The organism is Rhodococcus sp. NPDC003382 (genome assembly GCF_053589135.1).
The window spans coordinates 15909-35840 of record NZ_JBSFRH010000035.1 but is presented as its reverse complement, the minus strand read 5'-3'; the positions used below and the strand labels follow the sequence as shown (position 1 = coordinate 35840).

Genomic DNA, 19932 nt, shown 5'->3' with positions numbered 1-19932 from the left:
CCGTGACACGGTGACCCGAGAGCATCACCAGAACAGGGTGGGGAGACCGGAACAGGCAGGGGGCGAAACAGGAAGAGTTTTCACGTGGGACAACTACCGCGCTATCTCATCGGTGCCATCACGATCATCGCCGCCGGGTGCGCAGTCCTGGCCGGGGCCTCCGCCCTGGCGGCGACCTGGTGGCAGGTCGACCTCGCCTCCGGATGGGCCACCACCGCGCAGCCGGTGGCCACGGTGATGCTGGCGGTGGCGCTGGCAGCCTCGGCGGTCACGTTCGGTCGGGGTTTGACGGCGCAGCGGAAGATGCTGGCCACCCATCGGCACCTCGATGTCGAACCGGCGAACGTGCAGGGTCTGCGCACCCGCATGCTCGACGGGGCGCGGATGCTCGCGCAGGATCCTGCGACCCTGCGGTTGGTGGGGGTGTACGAGCTGCTCGCGGTGGCCGATGACTGGTGCCGGATCGCCCGCCGATCCGCCCACCCGCAGCGGATCCTGCTCGAACACCAACGGTGCCTCGAGTTGATCTGCGGATACCTGCGCGCCAACCACCGCCTGGAACGGTTCGTGCCCGGCACCATCGTCGGTGACGGTGACGAACACGACGAGCGGATCGTGCGCGGACAACTGTGCGCCGGCCTGTGCACACACCTGACCACATGGAAACACCTCGGGCCGTTCCGGGTCGACCTGTCCGGGGCGGACCTGGCCGCGATGGTACTGCGCGGGCGGTCACTACCGGGGATCATCGCTACCGGCAGTGTGCTCACCGAGGCCGACCTGTCCGGCTCGGACCTGTCCGGCGCCGATCTGCGGGAGACGGTCGCGGCCGGCACCCGGTTCACCGACACCGTCCTGACGGATGCGGATCTGACCCGGGCCACGGCACCGTTCGCCTCGTTCAGCGGCGCCGATCTGTCCGGCGCCGACCTCACCGATGCGGTCCTGCGCGGAGCGCACCTGCTCTCCGCCACCCTCGATCGCACCGAGTTGACCGGCACGGATCTGACCACTGCCAAACTCATGCGGGTCGATCTGCGCACCGCGACGTGGGAATCGGCGGATCTGTCCGGTGCGGACCTGACCGACGCCCAGCCGGCCGCCGTCCGTGACCGGTCCACCGCAACCACCACCGCCATCGGGGTGAGGAAATGACCGTGCCGCCGCGGCCTCTGGGGTGGCATCAGGATCCGGGTAACGACAGGTTGCAACGCTGGTGGGACGGCACCGCGTGGACGACGTTGGTCCGTCCTATTTCGCGACCGCCCGTCGCCGGCCTCGAGACGCCCCCGCCGCTGGATCCGGCGCCGCAGCGCACGCCGATGTCCACAGATGCCACACGCGCGTTGATCATCACCGCGGTCGCGGTTGTGTTGTTCGTGGTCTGGGGATACACCGCCCTCGTCGTGGACACGAATCCGGCGCCTTCCCCCGTGGTGGCAGAGCAGGACACCGCGCCGTGACTCAGGGCCCAGAGATGGTTGGTGGTCAGTCCTGGGGAGCAGGATCGATGCCCGGAATCGACCACCGACCTGGGGTGCAACGCGGCGACAACGGAACGGTGATCGTTTTGCCACCGTCGCTCATGCGCCGGCGACCAGTCGATGCCGTGCAGCTGCAGGCACTATCGGCACGGTATCGGGCTGAGCCACCCCGGCCAGGTCCCCAACGAGGAGCAGTCTCTACCGACGGCGCGGTCCGGCGGCGATGCCGACGGACAGCATCGGAAAACCCGCAGACCTCTGCTCCTCCCGACCGTGTCGGTCCACGTCGGTAGCGTCGCCGTTCGTGGACAGTGACGAGCCCATCCCAGCCCCGGCGGTCGTGGAGACCTCCACAGCCGGTACTGCCCTCGACCTGCCCGACCTCACGCCGCAGACCCTCGCGCGGATCGGCGCCTCGGTGGCCTCGGCCCGATCGGCCGGCACCCGCCGCACCTACGCCTCGGCGTGGCGGAAATTCACCACCTGGTGCCGGACCGAAGGCCACGCCGCCTTGCCGGCGCATCCGGTGACCGTCGCCGCGTACCTGGTCACCGCGGCCGACACCCTCACCCCCGACGGCGCCCGCGCCTACGCCCCGGCCACGTTGGCGCATCACCTCGCCGCGATCGCGCATCATCACCGCGAGGCGGGACACTCCAGTCCCACCGGCGATGACCTGGTGCGCCAGACGATGTCCGGGATCCGCCGGGACTACGCCACCGCCGGGGACCGGCCCCGCAGCCCGCGGGCGCCGTTGCTGACCGCCGATATCCTCAGCATCGTCGAGCGGGCCCGGGCGAGCTGTGAGGGCTGGGCCGATGAGGTCCTCGAACGCCGCGACAGCGCGATCGTGTTGCTGGGGTTCGCCGGGGCGTTCCGCCGCAGCGAACTCGTCGCCCTGACCTGCGGGGACGTCTCGCTGCACCGGCTCGACGGGCTGCATATTCGTCTGCGCAGGTCCAAGACCGATCAGGAGGGCCGCGGCACCATCCGCGCCCTGCCCTTCACGAACAGCCATACGAGTTGTCCGCCGTGTGCGTGGATGCGGTGGACGCAGATCGTGGCCGCCTACGACAGCGGTGGTCGTTCCGCGGTGATCCGGTTGCTGCGCACCGCCGAACCTTTCGAATCCCATGTGTGCCGGGGGCCGCGTCCGCGGACCGCCTCCGATGCGCCGTTGCTGCGGTCGATCCGTAAAAACGGCAATCTCTCCGAGTCCGCCTTGTCGGGGGCGGCGGTGCACAAGGCGATCCGTCGTCGCGCCGAGCAGGCCGGTTACGACCCCGAGCTTGTGCAGCAGTTGGGTGGGCATTCGCTGCGGGCCGGGTTCGTCACCCAAGCGTTCCGCAATGGTGCGTCCGCGCATGCGATCATGCGCCAGACCGGGCACAGCACTCCGGCGATGCTCGAGGTCTACGCCCGCGAGAACGCTCCGTTGATCGGCAACGCGGTCACGAATTTGGGGTTGTAGCACCGTGACCACCACACCCCCTCTGACCGGCCACTCGATATCGCTGGCGGGGCTGCGGATCCCGGAGCGGTATCGGCACGACTGGGCACTGTTCGCCGACTGGTGCCTCGCTGCCGACCAGCGGCCGATTCCCGCCGCACCCGACAGCCTGGCGGTGTTCCTGCGCGAGCACCCGGCCGCGGTCGCGACGCAGCGGCGTCGGCTGTCGGCAATCAATGCTGTCCACACCGATCACGGCTACCCGGCCCCAGGGCGCACCGAGACGGTGCGGCGGCACCTCGATGCCGCCCGTGCCCAGCGACTGGATCGACTGGGGCAGCTACTGCTGCATCGAGCGGCCGAGCTACCCACCACCGGGTGGCCGAGTGGACTGTTCGGCCGCCGCGATGCCTTACTGCTGGTCCTTGCTGCCACCGGCATGACCTTCACCGACATCACCCGCCTGCGCCGCCGCGACATCCGCCTCGACGGCAACGCCCTCCAGGTCACCACCCGGGCCGGCGAACGCTTCCGGCTCGCACCGGATCCCGAGACCGGGGACAATCCCGCCGCCGAGATCTGCCGGCGGTGGGCAGACATTCAGGCCTTCCTCGACCAGTACCCGGGCACGCATCTGCTGCGCCACCACCTCACCAACCCGACTGCGATCGTCACTGATCCACTCAGTCCGGAGCAGGCCAGGCAACCGTTGTTGTGTCCGATCGACCGCTGGGGACATCTCCCACACGCGCGATCGATGACCGCGCAATCGGTGTCGGACTTGGTGCGGGCGCACCTGTCCGGCCGCGCCCCCAACCGCCTCACACTGCCGACGGCCCCGCCGGACAATGACGAGGCAGGGGTCGAACCCGAGGTGGTTCTCGACCCGGATTACTACGAACGCGGGATCGCTGCTCGCCGCCGCGATCATCAGGACCTCGAGGACCTCGCCGGTACCTTCGACGAGATCGAACAGCGCGCCGAGGCCCTGTTCGACGACCTGCTCACCGTGCTCGAAGACCTGTAGCCGTAGCTGCACGACGGTGCTCGCCGGTCCCGACGATGGGCAAGTAATGCAAGCAATCCCAGCAATACCGGGCTGTGCCTGCACCTGGTTCGATCTGCGAGCATGCTGTCGACGACGGGCTGAGCATGGGTCTGGCCCACGGTGTGACGTGGCGACCTCGCCGGCTCATCTCTTTCCTCACCTGTCGATCTCCCCCTCGGGGTACCGTGCCGGCGGAAGAAAATCCGGGCGCCCGATTCGGATCGGGGAGACCGGATGATCATCGCTGCGGTGAACCCGGATGACGGCGGGGTGCGCGATCCACTCACAGGCCCACAGGTCGGCCAGCCGGTGGATCGGCGGGTCCGGTACCTGGTCGTTGTCGACGGTGACATGGACGGTGGTGTCGGGTGCCGCAGAACCGACGACCGCCCACCAGGTCGGATGGGGGGCATCGCCGGGAAAGACTTCGCCGAAGGTGGTCACCGCGGTGTAGTCCGGTTCGCTCCAGATCGACACGCCCTGCTGCTCGGCCTCGTACAGAATCTCCAGTGCATCCTCAGCGGCGACGAGATTCCTGCCGTCCTCCCGGCGCTGGAGCACCATGCGGGAGACGGGAAGGACGAGACGGTCGATGCGCATCGGGTTCCTCTCGGGGTCGGCGGACGTGTTCACTCGAGGACACCAGTGACCTGAACCCACCGCTCGATGGCCACAGACATGGAACGCATTCTCCCAGAGGTCAGCGTGCCTGTGAGTCCGGATGCTTCCCTTTTTCGCGGAGAGCGCCCGCCGGAAGCGTCGGGCATTCCGGCTCGCTTTCCCATGATCGTGTTCCTGAGGATCTGTGTTCGAGGTGACTGTGAAAATCATTGTCACGCAACATGTTGGGGCGTTGTCGCCGACTCGCGGCAGAGCGTAGCGTCGATCCCAGGTGCCCCGACGAGTCATCCATCGGGTGGGCGCCTAGAGGATCGATGATGGCCGCGGTGGAGTTGACCCCGGCGCAACGCACCGAGGCGATGCGCCGCTACCGGATGCTCGAACCGCACCTGACCGGCGGTGTCCCCCTGACGCGGGTGGCCCGCGAGGCCGGCATCGGAGAACGCACCGCCCGCCGCTGGCTCGCGCACTACCGCGCCCACGGCCTGTCCGGACTCGCCCGCACACCCCGCCGGACCGGCCGCACCACCCGCCTCGAGCTGGTCCAGTTGATCGAGGGGCTGGCCCTGACCCGCCCACCGCCGAGCATCGCCGCGATCCACCGGCGGGTGTCCACCGTCGCCGACCACCAGAAGTGGCCCGTCCTACAGCACCGTCTACGCCATCGTCCGCGGCCTCGACCCCGAGCTGCTCACCCTCGCCCACGACGGCACCGCGGGGTGGCGGGACCGCTACGAACTGGTCTACCGGCGCACCGCCGACGCCCCGAACCGGATGTGGCAGATCGACCACACCCTGCTCGATGTGCTGGTCCTCGACCCGGCCGGCACCGCGGTGCGGCCCTGGCTGACGGTGGTTCTCGACGATCACTCCCGCGCCGTGCCCGGCTACAGCATCACTCTCGGCGCGCCGTCCACCCTGGGCACCTCCCTGGCGCTGCGGCAGGCGATCTGGACCAAAGCCGACCCGAGTTGGCCGATGTGCGGGATCCCCGAAATCCTCTACGCCGATCACGGCAGCGACTTCATCAGCGACCACCTGCGCCAGGTCGCCGCCGACCTGAAGATCACCCTCATCCACTCGACCGTCGCCCGACCCCAGGGCCGCGGCAAGATCGAACGCTTCTTCGGCACCCTCACCAGTGAACTGCTGCCCGAACTCCCCGGTCACCTCGACCACGGCCGACCGGTCACCACCCCGGCCTTGTCGGTGACCGACCTCGACCACCGGATGCGCGACTTCATCATCGAGCAATACCACCAGCGACCCCACCGCGAGACCGGCGAAAGCCCACACCGGCGCTGGCTCGCCGACGGCTGGCTGCCACAGCTGCCCGAGAACATCGAGGCGCTGGATCTGCTGCTCGTCCAGGTCGCCACCGGGCGGATCGTGCACCGCGACGGGATCCACTTCCAGGGCCTGCGCTATCTCGACCCGGTCCTGGCCGCGTACGTGCGTGAACCGGTCACCATCCGCTACGACCCCCGCGACATCACCGCCATCCGGGTCTTCCACCACGACCGCTATCTGTGCACCGCGATCAGCCCCGAACACAGCGGCCGGACGATCTCCCTCAAAGACATCGACACCGCCCGCCGCGCCCACCGCCGCCGCCTGCGCAGCCAAATCCACGAACGCATCCAGCTCGTCACCGACTACCTCCCGACCCGCGCCGCACCACCAGCCGCAGAACCCGCCCCGCCCCGCCGCCGCTCCACGCTGCGCACCTACCGCGAGGACTGAGCCGATGAGCCCCACCGACAGCGGCCGGTTCATCGTCACCAAAGAACACCGCCGCTTCACCGAATTCGCCGACGCGGTCCGCCGCGACCGCACCATCGGACTGTGCTTCGGCCCCGCCGGGGTCGGCAAAACCCTCTCCGCCCGCCGCTACGCCCACTGGGACACCGTCGAACCTCTCCTCGACGACTGGGGACCCCGCGACAACGACGCCGAACAACCCATCAACGCCGCCCTCGCCCAGGCCCGCACCATCGTCTACACCCCCTACGTCGGGGTCACCACCCGCCGACTACGCGAGGACCTGCACCAACTGCTCACCCGCGCCGAGATCTGCATCGACACCCACCTGAACCCACCGCCGCGGCCGCAGACTCATCCCCGGCCCCGCAACCGACGAGGAAGCCGGGTCGAGTTGTGCATCGTCGACGAAGCCGAACGACTGACCACCAGCGCCCTCGAACACCTACGCGATCACTACGACCGCGGCGAGCACGGACTGATCCTCATCGGCATGCCCGGCATCGAAAAACGCTTCGTGCGCTACCCGCAGCTCTACAGCCGCGTCGGGTTCGCCCACCACTACCGGCCGCTGTCCCACGACGAACTGATCTTCGTACTCACCCATCATTGGCGCAGCCTCGCCGAAGACCTGGACCCCGCCGACTTCACCGACCACCAGGCCATCGCTGCTGTCGCCCGGCTGACCGGCGGCAACTTCCGGCTCATCCAACGCCTGTTCCGGCAGGTCGATCGCATCCTCGAGATCAACCATCTGACCGTCATCACCGCCGACGTCATCGACACCGCCGCCGAAACCCTCGTCATCGGCACCACCTGATCTCAGACTCGCCCCCAACAGAAGAGCCGAGCCCCTCTGGGGCCGACGGCCGCGGTCGGCACCGATCGTCCACCTACGAGATCAGCCGCAGCAACCGCGGGGTCGATGCGATGTCGGGCGACTCAGATGCTGTCGGCGGAGTTCGCCGACTCGACGAATCTCGACCAGAACGGAACTGCCACCTCGAAGGACCAGTCCTTTCTCGCCACCGCTCCCACGCCGAACTCGTATCTGAGATATCCGACCAGGTCCGGGCCGTAATAGATGACGTCGGTCTGATACACCGAGAACACCGGCGCTCCCGACGGGGCGGGTGCTGCCGGTGTGTAACGGTGGCCGTAGATCGGGACCAAGCAGGGCCATGCCGCAAGTTCACGACGGACAATTCGCTCGACCTCCGCGGCATCTGCAGGCCGCGCACCCCACGAGGCCGGCCAGAACGGGGGATCTTGGTGCAGTGCGTCCCACACGAACCCCTCGATCGGCCAGTCGAGCATCCGGTGCAGGTGCGCATCGCCCTGGCGCCAGTTCGGCCAGAGATCACCTGTTGGTACCGCTGCGGCGAGCAGAGCGCGATGGTCCGATGCGAACTGGAATCCGTATCGCTGCTGCACGGCTGTGAACTCGAGGTCGCTCAGTCCAGGAGCAAGGTCCACCCCTGCCTGCTCGAGCACAGAGATCGCTTCAGCAGCTACCGGATGCATCATGCGAGTCTGGCACGAACCGGCCCTCTCGAGAGCCCGCGACAAGCCTTGCCGTCTCCGATCAAGACGGAGCCGAGGACCAGTGCCAGAGAAAACCGTAGTGAATCCAGGGACGGCAAGACCCGCCCGGTGCGAAGGGGCAGATCATGTCATTCACCTGTGGAAATGCGGCCATTTATCACTGAAGGTCACAGGCGGACCCGAATCGTGTGAAAGTGTCCGCAAACCATCGTTTGCATTACGATCAATTTTCATGAAGATCGGACTTGCCCGCGTCTCGACTCGGGATCAGCATCCCCACGCTCAGGAAGACGCGCTCCGCGCCGCCGGGTGCGATGAGGTGTTCACCGACCACGCCTCGGGTGTCCTCGCGAAACGTCCGGGTCTGGACAAGGCGCTGTTGATGGCGCGGGCCGGCGATCAGATCGTGGTCACCAAACTCGACCGCCTCGGCCGGTCGCTGACGAACCTGATCGACCTGTCGAAGACCCTGCAGGAGCGGGGCGTGGACCTCATCGTTCTCGACCAGGGCGTGGACACCTCCACCGCGGTCGGCCGGATGTTCTTCTCCATCCTCGGCGCGATCGCCGAGTTCGAGCACGCTCTGATGTCCGAGCGAACCGCCGAAGGTCTCGCGGCGGCCCGCACCCGCGGCCGCACCGGCGGGCGGAAGCCGAAACTCGGTGCACGGCAGATAGAGATGGCGCGGTCGATGTACGACGAGATCGACTCTGATGGGAAGCGGAAGTACACCGTGGCGCAGATCGCCGCCGAGTTCGGCGTGACTCGCCCTACGATCTATCGGCATCTGCAATCTGTCCAACAGGTGGCTGAGCCTCACAAGGGCTAGCGATGGCCCCCGGCCCCACCCTCAGTTGTGGTGAACTGAGGAGCCTATTTCCAACCGGATGTGGCAGATCGACCACACCCTGCTCGATATGCTGGTCCTCCGCCCTACCGGCACCACGGTGAGCCGTAGCTGACTGTGGTTCTCGACGATCACTCCCCGCCGTGCCCGGCTACAGCGTGAATCTCGGCGCGCCGTCGACCTTGGGCGCATCGACTGCGCGATCCGGTCACCATCCGTTACGACCCCCCGAGACATCACCGCATCCGGGTCTTCGACGATCAGCTTTCGTTCAACTGCCCTCAGCATGTTTGTTCACAGCACTGTAGCGCGACCTTATCCAACGGTTTGTTGCCGCCAGTATAAAAGCAATCAGAACAACAGGTAGGAGGTAAATATATACCGAGGGCATGTCGGGTTTAGAAGAACCGGCCACAGTGGAGATCAATCCGATAATGAATAGTAATGCCAAAGCTGACACCACTATCGAAGCTGCACCGGGACGGGCGTAAACTGCAGGAGCTATACATAGCAGCACCGGCAGGGCAAGTACGCCTATCAATGGTAGGCCGAAGTAGCTTCCGATCGTTTGGTCGCAGTTGTATGCCACACTCAGGCCGAGTTCGCAGTCAGTTATTTGCATCAGCGAGTCAGTGCTTATATCTGCTAACCATGCAACCGTGAGTGCCGATAATACGAGCCATCCTACTCTGGTGTACGCTATCTTCATCTCCAGCTTTCTACAACGCGTTGCAGTTTAATGCCATTATTGGTACTCCTTCTCGCGTTATTCAAAATAGCGTCAGGTCAGTTACCGCGCGAGTCGATTGCCCGCTTTCGGTTTCAGAACCTGCAACCGAACTCAGCCAAGAAAGATCAATCTCAGAGTTTTCGTTTTTTCCCGATGCGAGATCGTAGGTGACTAGCTTTGATTCGCTTGAATGAACAAGCAAATAGACATTCTTGCCGGATATCAAAATCTTGTCGTGGAGGCTGTCTGTTCGAATCTCATACTCAAGGTGTGCGGGATCCGACCCTTGTATAGCGGTCGAATAAATTTGACCCGCCGTGTTAGCCCAGTACATCCTGCCGTTCAAGGCGCCCACAGCTTTCGTTGGAACTCTCCAACCCTCTCCGGGCCCTAGGAGTTCGTATTCGGTGAGCGAAGCATCGGATATGTTTATCTCGATTTTAAGGAGAGGGCTCATGTCCGGGTTTCCAGACCCCTCGCGATCGGTGTATAGCGCGGCCATTGACAACCCGTCGTCAGAACAAACTGCCCGCCGAGACACGGGGCGCTTTGAAGCGGGGAACTTCCATTCGCCTATGATCTCCGCACCGCCTTTGGGGTCGACACGGTACAGCCAATTCGTTAGCGGCCCGTCCCAACTCAGCTGGCTCTGGTCTTCGACGACCGCGTATGCAATTCCCTCGCAGAAAGCGGAAGATACGGTCATACCGGGGAGCGTACCCGAGCTCGGTGACGGAAGGTTGGAGTTAGTCAACCAATAGTTGGTGGAGTAGGTATTCCCAACCTTTCCAGAATTGAACCATATGATTCCATCCTCTGCGTCAGGGCTCTCGACGATCGCTTCGACCACTTGCTCATCTATATCAATGTCCCGCCGCCCGTCGGGACCAAATTCGATCAACGATTTCGCTGTGGGGAAAACGATTTGTCGACCTAACGTTTGCAATTGACCGTTGAGGACCGCTCCACCCTGAACTTCGCCCAGTTTACGGCCATGCTCGTCGAATGGAATCAGCAACATTGTGTCAACGTCCGAGTCGAACGGAAACTGAGATGGCCCAACCAGAACGGCACCGACACTTTCTTCGGGAAGTGCCGAAAGAAGCTCGCTGCTATCAGCAGGAGGCGTGGCTGTACACGCAGCTACTGACGCGGCAGCCACCGCTAGCAGGGCTGCTCGAATGGGGAACGATGTGCTCATCGGAATATTCTCTCAAAGATCCTGGAGGCTCGCGTGAGCCCCTACCGAACTCACGCGAGCCTCATGAAGACCGCACCGATGTCAAGGGTACGGGATGGCCAGTGGCGAGTGCTTGATGTCCAGTGGCCATACTCCAAGTCCGCCGTCGGCGTCCAAGTCAACCGCGCCATTCGACGGGCCGTAGAAGGCGGCCCAAACGAGTGCGGAGCAGTTATAGGCTACTGCGTCCACAACCTTGTTCGACCAGAATTGAGCGTTGTATCCGAGGCCGATTTTGCTCAGCGCAAAGTCGATGGCACTTTGACGCATCGAACTTGAGGTGTCCACCCAGAACATTTCGGGGCTTTTCATGATCCGGCCGCCGCCCGTGGTGTTGTCGATGATGTAGACGCCGTTGTTGTTATTGGCCTCGACGGAGTGGGTCATAGTGGCGAAAATTCCGTTGTGGCCATGTGACACTCGCGCGGTCGCCGCTTTGGAGTAGAAAATGTCGCCGGGCCCACGTGGTGTCGGCATGATCGTGTCAACACCTGGGTCTGGATCGCCTAGCCCTTCGGCTGCTCCCGCTATCTCAGTGAGGCCCATGTTGACAACGTCTGTGATTGTGAGACTGAGTTCGGTTGCGAGGCGTTGTGCTTCTTGCACAATGTCGTCAGCTGTGGCTCCCGGGTTCCAGAGTGCAAGCTCCTGCGCCTTGGGTCCGGGGACTGTGATCGATCCCGCCTGGAAATTCTGTTGCAGCGTAACGTCACCGTCCGTGCTGTATGGCTGGCCGGTGGGATATTTTTGTTGACCAGCTTCATAGCCGGATTGCGCCCATTTGTCCAGGATCGCGCCGCTGACATCCCAGGCTCCGGTGGTGGGGTGCCAATAGATGACGCCGCGTTCGAAGCGGCTCATCCGTCCTTGGCCGTCAGGAAGATCGACGGGGTCTTGGATGGGATAGCCGAGCAAGCTTCCGGGTTCGTGGGCTCCGACAGCGTTCCATCTGTCACGGATAAGGCCGTTGCGGATGGCGGAACCGATGGCGTTCTGGAAGGCGACGTAGATGGCACCGCGCTGGAATTCCTGGCGGCGACCGACACCATCTGCGTGCACGATCTCATCGGTGGTGGGGTACCCGAGCATGCCAGTGGCGGCTTCGTAGCCGTGGATGCCCCATCGGTTGAGGAAACTGTTGACTACCGGATGCGCGCCGGTGGCGGCGGACCAGTAGATCGGTCCGTTGAGGAACGTGACGCGCTCGCCAGTGTTGCCCGGGTTGACGATGTTCCCGCTGGTTGGGAACGACAGGAAGCTCGCCGGCCCACCGAGGCTGTTGTACTTGTCGCGGATATCTCCACACACGCTGTACGGGGACGGCCAGTAGGTCTGACAGGTCGCCAACAGGGACATCCGTGAGGTGCCCGAGGTGGATCGTTGCTGCGCTTCGAGCATCTCCGCCTTATCGGCGTCTTCCTTGGTGAACGGAGCCGGGACCTCTTCCCGATCCGAACGCATCTGACCCGGCACGATCGTCGACTTCGGGTTCTCGGTCGGCCGCCAGTCCAGATCCGGTTCAGCGGTCTTCGACGACAGCTCCGGATCGTCCGGGGCGACCGGTTGATCCGCAGCCGGAGCGGTCGGCATCAGCTCTGCCGGGAGCGGTGCCACCGTCTCGGCCGCTGGGGCCACCGTGTCCTGCGCCGGTGCCACCGGTGGCTGCTCCGGGGCGGGAGCGGATTCGGAGGCTGCGGCTGTTTCGGGACCGACGGGTTCCGGTGCCACCGGCGTCGTGGCGGGGTCGCACGGCGGCGCCGGTGCTGTTGTGGTCGTGGTGACCGGCGGCGCGGTGGTCGTTGTTACCGTGGCCGTCGTGGGGACCGCGCACGGATCGGCAGTGTCCTCCGTGAGCGCCGGCGCCGGCACAACATCCGAGGTCGCGGGCGCGGTTGTGGTCACCGGTGCCGGGGACGGCGTGGGTGTGGTCGAGGCTGGCTGGGCGAGTGCTGCCGACCCTCCGACGGCAACCATCACCACGGTCGTGCCGGCGACCACGCACTGACGCCACCATCTGCTGCGCGGCACGACAGAACCCCGCTTGGTTTGCGAATTCATCTGGTACCTACTGTCTTTCATGCGGACAGGGGTAGCGGTGGCGCCATCGCTACTTAGGAACTTAAACCTTTTCCCAAGAACCACAAACGCACCAGATAACACTTTCGTCACAAAAACCATTCGTCCGGTTTGTTTTTGATTCGAAGGGCAAACCGGACTTTCCGGTGATACACACAAGGCGCGGACCGTGCCTGTCCCCTGCTGCGGCGCCGCGTCTTCCTCACCGCCTCGCGGTGTCCCCCACCCCTGAAGGAGCAACGATGAACGTGACTACCCTTCCCGCATCCGGCAGCTCGGCGCGGCGGCGGATCGCCGGCGGTGTGGCCGCGGCCGGGCTGGCGGTGCTGTGCCTGGTCGGCGGCGGCACCAGCGTGGCCGGGGCGCAGCAGGCGGCGAGCTGCCAGTCCTACTGGCCCTCGCCGTATCAGGTGTGTGACGAGATCAAGGACCTGTACGCCTCGCTCGGCGGACCCGCCGGCGCGTTGGGTTTCCCCACCTCGGCGCAGCAGCCGTTCGGGGTCGACGGGCTGCGGCAAACCTTCACCGGCGGCGTGATCGTCTGGACCCCGGCCACCGGCGCCTACGTCGAATAACACCGGCGGCCGCGGCGCGGGCGGGCAACACGAACCCGGATCAGAAGTGGATCTGCGTGACCTGATCGATCCGGGCCAGCTCGCCCGCCTCGGCGCCGGGGTCACTGGCGGCCAATTGAAGCGCGGCGCCGGCGGTCTCGGCGATCCAGCTCGACTCCTCGTCCGCGGTGTAGGTGGCGAAATCACGCATCTGCCCGTGCCGGTCGACGTCGAAGACCAGCACCCGGCCGTGAGGGTCGACGAACATGGCCCTGCGGATGAAATCCTCGGCGCCGGGACGGCGTTTCGGCGGTGCCAGCTCTTTCAGGCGCCAGCCCAGCAGGTGCAGCTCGGCGAACGGGTAGTGCTCGAGGAACTCGTACTGTCGCGACCTCATGACCGTGAGGATGCCCGCCGGCACCGACACATGTCCGCGACGGCTGCCATTCGATGCCGGTGCCTGGCCTCCGTCACGGCTGGTACGGGTTCGGCGGTAGCGGGTTGAGATCGTCACTGTCCCAGGTGACCCGATTCGTCGCCGTGGTGTCGATGGCCTCGAGCACGGGATGCGCACGCAGCGCTCCGGCACACTCGATCGATGAGCCGATGTAGGTCGACATCAGATCGATGTCGGTGGTGACGAACCACGCCCGGTCCTGCGGCCACCACAGGTTCGGCCCCCACGAATCCAGGGCGCGCACCGCGTCGTGCACGGTGCCGTGGACCAGATAGTTCTCGCGCCCGGGGATGCTCAGCCGCGGCCCGAAACGGGGTAGTCCCAGACTCTGTGCGGCGCCGCGACCGTCCCAGAACCCGAACCAGCAGTCGTCCGGGGTGGCGGTGTGCCCGGTGAGCACCGCGGCCAGCGCGGCGACCTGGTCTTCGGGCATGTCCCCGATCTCGGGTGTCTCGTCCCACGCGGTGCCCGCACCGTCCCCGGCACCGCGGCTGGTCCCGGCGTGCAGTAGGGAGAACCATTCGACGGTCGGATGGATCACCCCGGCGGTCGCGGCCGCGACCTCGGCCCACCGCACCGGCGCCTGCTCACCGGAGTCGTGCTCGACGCGCATCGCCGGGTGCAGGATTCGCGTGTAGGCCGGGTAGATCGGCGGCACCAGCGACCCGACGGTGGAATCGAAGCAGGTCAGCGCGGCGGTGACCCAGTCACCGGCAGATACATCGCCGAGGACATCGTCCACCTGCCACGCCAGCTGCTGGTACTCGTAACCTTGGGTCATCGCTGGTCACTCATCCCGCGGGTAGACGCGGGTGGCCCGGAACGAATATCCGTCCTGCTGCGCAAGTTCCCAGCCGAACTCGACCGTCGCCCCTACGGTCAAGGCTCGAAAACCGGTTCCCTCGATGGTGCTCCAGTACACCCAGCACCCGCCGGGAGTATCGGGAGAGTCCAACACTCCCCACCCCAGCTCGCCGTGCCATTCCTGCACCGTCCCCACTGTCTGTCCCATGGTGACGGTGATGCTTCCTCCGCCGGGCACAGGTTGATCATCGGGATGTCTGCCCAGGGCGGCATCCCTCGCAAAGTCCTCGTCGCTTTCGGTTCTCCATCCTCGATCACAGGTTCCTCGACCGAGGGATCGTAGTCGGAAGGCACGTTGTCGTACGTGGACATGGCGGTTTGCTGCTCCTCGATCGGGAAGTTGTCCGGGTCATCGACGACGAGAGCGAGTGCAACTGCTACGACCGCTGCAAGCACACAAGCCCCGCCCACCATGTGTGCGAATCTCAGAGTCACGCTGCCTCCTCTCCGACAATGCCGTGAGCGTAGCGGTGACCGAGATGGTCGACAGGCTCATCGGAAGCGGCCAGCGCCGCATGGCCGTTCCGGGCGCTCGTCACCGCCTCCATGTTGTTTCTGGAAGAACCCGATCCCCGGTCGATCGATGTGCTGCTTGGCGATCGTCAAACAGCACACCTTCCCACCCTGACGCGCAGCCGCTATCCTGAGATTAGATTCGGATATTGTTTAAAGATTTGGAGTAAATCATGGATGGCTACAGCGAGTTGAGGGCGGCGGTTGCGGACTCCGGAGTGCACACCACGACGATGGAGACCCTCAAGCGGATCCAGGACGCGGGACGACTGGGCATCCACATCCGGTCCGCCATCAGCCGGGCCCTGGCCTCTCACGGGATCGGTCACCTTCCTGCAGAATTGCCGCCCAATCAGGACGACGAGGTCCGCCTTTACCTGCTGGGCACCCCCATCGCCGATGTGGTGAGCGCGGTCCTGACCCCTAGTGAACGCGGGGATGCGATGTTGCGTTCCATCGGTTCGTCCGATGCACAGGAGAAGCTCGCGTTGATCCGGGACATCGTGTGCGGTTCCTCCAAAGAGGGGATCTGACGTGGTCGTACCTGACGAGGATTGGGGGGCGGACCGTGCACGCCTTCATTGACGAGTCGAAGCGTGGCGAGTACATCCTGTGCGCGGTGACGGTCCTGCCGGCGGGCCTGGACGAGATGCGAAAACGGATGAGGGATCTGTGCCCCAAAGGGAACAGCCGAATCCACATGGTGGCGGCGGGAAGGTCTGCACCGAAGATCGTGGCCGAGGTCGCGAAGTTGAACGCCGAAAGTCGCCTGTACGTGGTCAAGTCACCGAAACTTACCGAGCGTGAGGCACGGGATCTCACACTCGAGGCTGCCGCTCACGACTTGGTGGAACTGGCTGCAAAGCGCGTCGTCATCGAGTCATGTGACCAGGACAAGGAAGATAATCGTGTGATTCGGAAGGTGGTGGGTCCTCAAGCTCCGTTCGAGTACCTGCACGATCGACCGAGCAATCCGTTGCTGTGGCTTCCTGACGTTCACGCGTGGGCGTGGGGCCGGGGTGGGTCCATGCGCCGCAAGATCGAGCATCGTATCGAGGTCATCACGCTCTGAGATGCGCGAAGGCCCCCTCCGCTTGGAGGGGGCCTTCTACGTGTGATGGGCGCGCAAGGCTAGAAACCACCAGGTGGAGCTGCCCACAAGGGGTACTTCTGCTCCGGAGACCTCCTACACGAACCACTTCCCTCGACTACTGTCTCGGGCACCACGACTGTACCACTTTTGCACCCTTCCAGTACTACTTCATAGTGGTTCAACGCTGCCTCGACAGCATCCCTGTAAGCGATTGATCAGTCCGTTTCGAACCCGACCTGGTCGAATTTGAGAACGGTGGCGTTCTCGCTGACCGTGCGGATTTTGTTCTCGTCGAATCCGTTCGGCGTGGTGGCGGTGATTTCGATCCGCACTTCGAGGTGAACACCGTCTGCGGCGGCAAGGTGTTGGATGATCTCGGTGGTGATCTTGTTGAAGTCACGGGCGTAGAAGTCCGGATGCAGGGCGGTAGACCCGAAGAATCGGGTTTTCGCCACAGGAGCGGCAGCGGCACCCCCAGCTTCACTGCGGCTACCCGTACGTGTGGCCGTGGTGGTCTGAACCGTCGCACCAGAGCCCGGGGAGGTCTTCTCGTCGCCCGCGGACGAGTCACTCTCGTGCTGAGATGCGCTCTCATCCTGGGTTGCCTCGTATTCGGCGAGTTCGCGTTCGCGTTGCGCCTCGGCTCGATCAGGCTGTACCAGCAGCAGCGCATCGGTAATCTGCGGCGCGCTTACCTGATCGGACGGCAGCACCAGTCCGAGATAGTTCTGTCCGTCCCAGTCGACGGCCAGGGCAAATCCGGTCTGCTGCCAGAGCATCTCGCGGGATACCGACTGCACCCCGTCTTCGAGGACGGCGCGATCGCGCAGCCTCGCCAGGTACGGGTAGGTGGTGTAGTAGTCCCACAACTGGCCGAAGCGGATGTGACCCTCGCGGTCCCAGGCGGCCTTGAGGGTGCCGGACAGGTCGTGGCGGATCAGACCGGCGCTGCGCTGCAGAGTCAGCAGCGATTCGTTGCGCAACTTCGCTGCGGCGCGGGCAGCCAGATCGGTGGTGGTGCCGTCGGCCTTGAACGCTTCGATCTCGAGGGGTTTGGTGGCATCGCGCTGGGTGGGAGCGAGCACCCAGTGATAGGTCTGCAGCAGCCGATCGGCGACGGCCTGGTTGTGAGTGGCAACTCGGTCGCCGGCCTGCTGGCGTTGCGCGGCGGTCAGGTTCAGGTCCTTGTCGGCGTTGTCGCGGATGTAGGACCAGGCCAGAAAGTCCCGGACCGCGCTGTCGAGTTCGGCCCAGCGGGCGTCGTCGGCGGCGAGGAAAGCGACCATGTTGCGGTGGGTGCGGGCAGCGCTGCCGCGATGTTCGGTGACGTCCTTGGCCCAGACCGCCGCCGGGGAGTCGGCCTTGGCTTTGCGGTTGTGCAGATGCGCGGGGGGCACGATCACCAACCGCACCTCCGGCACGTCCGGTACGTCCGCCGACGAGTCGGGGGCGACGTGTACGCCGGCGAAGCCGTCCGACGCCGTTTTGCGGTGATCCTGCAGTCGGCGCACGACTTCGGCCCATACGTCTTCCTTGTGGAGGCGTTCGGCGTGGTCGCGGGCGGTGCGGGTGGTGTTGGCCTGGGTGTCGTACCAGTACAGCGATCCGGAGTTGTAGAAGTAGGTGGCGGTATTGGCCAGGTGGTTCAGCGCCGAATGGAAGTTACCCGGCACATCCCCGGGAAGAGCGGTGCCGAGGAAGATCCGTTGCTTGTCCAGGCCTTTGTGCGCTGAGGTGAGCGTCGGGGTGGCGCCCATGAAGACGGTGCGGGCCAAGCGTTGGGTGGTCAGACGTTGGCCGAGCAGCTGGTTGGTGTTGTCGACCTGGGCGGGAGCGGAGTTCGGTCCGTCGACGTCAGTGTCTATCAGGGCCTTCCACTGGTCGTCGAGGTACTGGGTCAGTTCGGTGACGACCTTGTCGGCGCGCAGCGGGATCGACCCGGGCATGATCAGCGGAGCGGTATCGTTCTCGCGCCAGAGCTGACCGACGATGACGTTCATCAACCGCAGGACACCACGGGTGCGCTGGAAGCGTTCGAGTGTGGACCAGTCCTGGTAGAGCCGGTCGAACAGCTCCGGGTGGATCGGATAGGAGCGGCGGATGCGTTCTTCATAGTCGAGTTCGCGGACCTCGCGGGGAAAGTCGCTGCTGTTCTTGACGTAGAACGCCACCATTGTCTTGGCGGTGGCGTTGATCTTTGCCAAGGCGGTGCTGTCCGGGGATTCGAACAATCGGCGACGGACGATGTGGAAGCTCTCCTCGGCGTTGGCGGCGCGCCACTGCTCCGCGACCCGGCCGACGGCCTTGCGCAGCATCTTCAATGCTTCGCGGCCGTTCTGCCCACCGACTTCTTCCTCGTCACCGACGTACTCGCCGTCCTTCATCTCCGCCGAGGCAGGAATGGAGATCAGCACCAACGTACCGGGAACGGCCTTGGCCGCCTCGGTCAGCGCTTGGGCGAAGGTGAACTGTGCATCGAAGGTGCCGTCGGGCAGCTCCTCATGGCCGAACAACAGGCGCGCGTAGGCGACCCATTCGTCGATGAGGATCACCGCCGGGCCGAACCGCAGGAACAGCTCACGCAGTGCCTCACCGCTGGGATTGAGCCGGTTGGTGTCGGATTCGGCGACCATCGCATAGCCTTCGGTGCCGCCGAGATTCCAGGCCAGCAAACCGCCGATGGTGTTGATGCGGGTGCCATCGGGCATCACCTTCACCGCACCGGCCTTGATCTGGGTGCCCACCAACGCCACCCGCCGTGCAGCGGGAAGCTCGGTGCCGGCGAGCAGATCCTGTACTTCCTGCGGATAGTCCACCAGCGGCCGACCGGACGCCAGATGCCATACCGCGAGCATGGAGTGGGTCTTGCCGCCACCGAAGTTGGTTTGCAGGTTGATGATCGGCGCGGCGTTGGGGTCGCCGGACAGTCTCTGCATCGCAGGGACGAGCAGATCCTTCAAACCTTCGGTCAGATAGGTACGGACGAAGAACTCCACCGGATCGGTGTATTCGGGGTCGCCTTCACCGCGGGAGACCATCGCCAGGTCCGCGGCGAATTCGGCGGCATGGAAGTTGCCGCTCTGCACATCCTGATGCGGGCTGAGCACCAGCCGCCACGGTTCGAGTCCGTCGGCACCGATCTCCGCCGCCGCAGAGGTCTTGACGACTTTGCGGTCCTGCTTTTCGGAGCTCAGACGCATCAGCTCGATTCGTGAGCGTCGGGCCTCATCGGCTTGGTCCGGAGCCCCGATGGCCCGCAGGAACCGCTCTGCGGTATCGAGGGCCCGGTAGGCATCGTCGGCGGTGAACGATCCGTTGTGCGCCCACGTGTTGCGCACATCCCGCAGTTCGGTGGCCCAGGATTGCTCGGTGCGGGAGAGGTGATCGGTGAACGGATACCAGCCTTTTTGGATTTGGTTGGGGATCTGTTCGGTGATCATCCGCAGGCCGTTCTGCGGGTCGGTGCGCACATAGGTCTTCGACGCACCAGCACCCTTGGTCTTGTCCCGCGCCGCCAGCAGGGCCGTCCAGTCCCCACCATCCAGCTTCTTCGCCAACACATATGTGTGGAACTCGTCCAGTGCGGGACCGAGAAGCTCGAAGATCCGACCGATCCGATCGCGGTTGCTCACAGCCATGACAAGGTTCC

Annotated in this window: 19 protein-coding genes and 1 pseudogene; 11 read left to right on the top strand and 9 right to left on the bottom strand. The window is 64.9% G+C overall.

The annotated features are described in order from the left end of the window. Positions 1–84: 84 nt before the first annotated feature. The 4 genes from ACWDUD_RS21700 (at position 85) to ACWDUD_RS21685 (ending at position 3961) form a co-directional block, all read left to right on the top strand. A complete protein-coding gene (locus tag ACWDUD_RS21700) occupies positions 85–1155 on the top strand; it encodes a pentapeptide repeat-containing protein (protein ID WP_450110625.1) in 1071 nt (356 codons plus the stop codon). Beyond that, positions 1152–1463: a DUF2510 domain-containing protein gene (locus ACWDUD_RS21695; RefSeq protein ID WP_450110624.1), complete on the top strand. Its 312-nt coding sequence runs from the start codon at positions 1152–1154 to the stop codon at positions 1461–1463. Before ACWDUD_RS21700 ends, ACWDUD_RS21695 begins: the two co-directional genes overlap by 4 nt. 394 nt (positions 1464–1857) lie before the next feature. Continuing rightward, positions 1858–2955 carry a site-specific integrase gene (locus ACWDUD_RS21690; RefSeq protein ID WP_450110649.1) on the top strand — a complete coding sequence of 366 codons (1098 nt, stop codon included), beginning with the start codon at positions 1858–1860 and terminating at the stop codon, positions 2953–2955. Between the two features lie 4 nt (positions 2956–2959). Next, positions 2960–3961, top strand: coding sequence for a hypothetical protein (locus ACWDUD_RS21685; protein WP_450110623.1), 1002 nt, complete (start codon positions 2960–2962; stop codon positions 3959–3961). A 177-nt stretch (positions 3962–4138) separates the two neighbouring features. Here the strand turns inward: ACWDUD_RS21685 and ACWDUD_RS21680 are convergent, their stop codons facing one another. Further along, complete coding sequence (locus tag ACWDUD_RS21680) at positions 4139–4582, bottom strand: hypothetical protein (RefSeq protein ID WP_450110622.1); 444 nt, start codon at positions 4580–4582, stop codon at positions 4139–4141. Between the two features lie 242 nt (positions 4583–4824). Between ACWDUD_RS21680 and ACWDUD_RS21675 the strand changes: the two are divergent. From ACWDUD_RS21675 to ACWDUD_RS21665, 3 genes and pseudogenes are all read left to right on the top strand, one after another. Next, positions 4825–5058 (top strand): annotated as a pseudogene (locus ACWDUD_RS21675) (hypothetical protein); the annotation flags it as partial. Positions 5059–5377: 319 nt separating this feature from the next. Then, positions 5378–6346, top strand: a complete 969-nt coding sequence (locus ACWDUD_RS21670) for a Mu transposase C-terminal domain-containing protein (protein WP_450110621.1) — start codon at positions 5378–5380, stop codon at positions 6344–6346. 4 nt (positions 6347–6350) lie between these two features. Beyond that, the gene (locus ACWDUD_RS21665; protein ID WP_450110620.1) at positions 6351–7184 is read left to right on the top strand and encodes an AAA family ATPase; all 834 of its coding nucleotides are present in this window, start codon (positions 6351–6353) and stop codon (positions 7182–7184) included. A gap of 122 nt (positions 7185–7306) precedes the next feature. On the opposite strand, the gene ACWDUD_RS21660 is transcribed toward ACWDUD_RS21665, so the two are convergent. Continuing rightward, positions 7307–7840, bottom strand: coding sequence for a hypothetical protein (locus tag ACWDUD_RS21660; protein ID WP_450110619.1), 534 nt, complete (start codon positions 7838–7840; stop codon positions 7307–7309). Between the two features lie 301 nt (positions 7841–8141). Here ACWDUD_RS21660 and ACWDUD_RS21655 point away from each other — a divergent pair, with 301 nt between their 5' ends. Beyond that, on the top strand, positions 8142–8738 hold the full coding sequence (locus tag ACWDUD_RS21655; RefSeq protein WP_450110618.1) for a recombinase family protein: 597 nt from the start codon (positions 8142–8144) through the stop codon (positions 8736–8738). A 289-nt stretch (positions 8739–9027) separates the two neighbouring features. Here the strand turns inward: ACWDUD_RS21655 and ACWDUD_RS21650 are convergent, their stop codons facing one another. From ACWDUD_RS21650 to ACWDUD_RS21640, 3 genes are all read right to left on the bottom strand, one after another. Continuing rightward, complete coding sequence (locus ACWDUD_RS21650) at positions 9028–9465, bottom strand: hypothetical protein (RefSeq protein ID WP_450110617.1); 438 nt, start codon at positions 9463–9465, stop codon at positions 9028–9030. Positions 9466–9526: 61 nt separating this feature from the next. Then, on the bottom strand, positions 9527–10687 hold the full coding sequence (locus ACWDUD_RS21645; protein WP_450110616.1) for a hypothetical protein: 1161 nt from the start codon (positions 10685–10687) through the stop codon (positions 9527–9529). An 81-nt stretch (positions 10688–10768) separates the two neighbouring features. Further along, positions 10769–12805, bottom strand: coding sequence for a hypothetical protein (locus ACWDUD_RS21640; RefSeq protein WP_450110615.1), 2037 nt, complete (start codon positions 12803–12805; stop codon positions 10769–10771). 239 nt (positions 12806–13044) lie between these two features. On the opposite strand from ACWDUD_RS21640, the gene ACWDUD_RS21635 reads away from it, so the two are divergent. Then, the gene (locus tag ACWDUD_RS21635) at positions 13045–13377 is read left to right on the top strand and encodes an LGFP repeat-containing protein (RefSeq protein WP_450110614.1); all 333 of its coding nucleotides are present in this window, start codon (positions 13045–13047) and stop codon (positions 13375–13377) included. Positions 13378–13417: 40 nt separating this feature from the next. Here ACWDUD_RS21635 and ACWDUD_RS21630 read toward each other — a convergent pair whose 3' ends face one another. The 3 genes from ACWDUD_RS21630 to ACWDUD_RS21620 form a co-directional block, all read right to left on the bottom strand. Then, positions 13418–13753: a hypothetical protein gene (locus ACWDUD_RS21630; protein ID WP_450110613.1), complete on the bottom strand. Its 336-nt coding sequence runs from the start codon at positions 13751–13753 to the stop codon at positions 13418–13420. A gap of 73 nt (positions 13754–13826) precedes the next feature. Then, positions 13827–14594, bottom strand: a complete 768-nt coding sequence (locus ACWDUD_RS21625) for a hypothetical protein (protein ID WP_450110612.1) — start codon at positions 14592–14594, stop codon at positions 13827–13829. 6 nt (positions 14595–14600) lie between these two features. Beyond that, on the bottom strand, positions 14601–14825 hold the full coding sequence (locus tag ACWDUD_RS21620; RefSeq protein ID WP_450110611.1) for a cold shock domain-containing protein: 225 nt from the start codon (positions 14823–14825) through the stop codon (positions 14601–14603). 598 nt (positions 14826–15423) lie between these two features. Between ACWDUD_RS21620 and ACWDUD_RS21615 the strand changes: the two genes are divergently transcribed. Together ACWDUD_RS21615 and ACWDUD_RS21610 are read left to right on the top strand one after the other, a co-directional pair. Then, the gene (locus tag ACWDUD_RS21615; RefSeq protein ID WP_450110610.1) at positions 15424–15723 is read left to right on the top strand and encodes a hypothetical protein; all 300 of its coding nucleotides are present in this window, start codon (positions 15424–15426) and stop codon (positions 15721–15723) included. A gap of 35 nt (positions 15724–15758) precedes the next feature. Then, the gene (locus tag ACWDUD_RS21610; RefSeq protein ID WP_450110609.1) at positions 15759–16262 is read left to right on the top strand and encodes a hypothetical protein; all 504 of its coding nucleotides are present in this window, start codon (positions 15759–15761) and stop codon (positions 16260–16262) included. 236 nt (positions 16263–16498) lie between these two features. Here ACWDUD_RS21610 and ACWDUD_RS21605 read toward each other — a convergent pair whose 3' ends face one another. Then, positions 16499–19921 (bottom strand): Swt1 family HEPN domain-containing protein, encoded by a 3423-nt coding sequence (locus ACWDUD_RS21605; RefSeq protein ID WP_450110608.1) that lies wholly within the window; start codon positions 19919–19921, stop codon positions 16499–16501. Positions 19922–19932 lie beyond the last annotated feature (11 nt).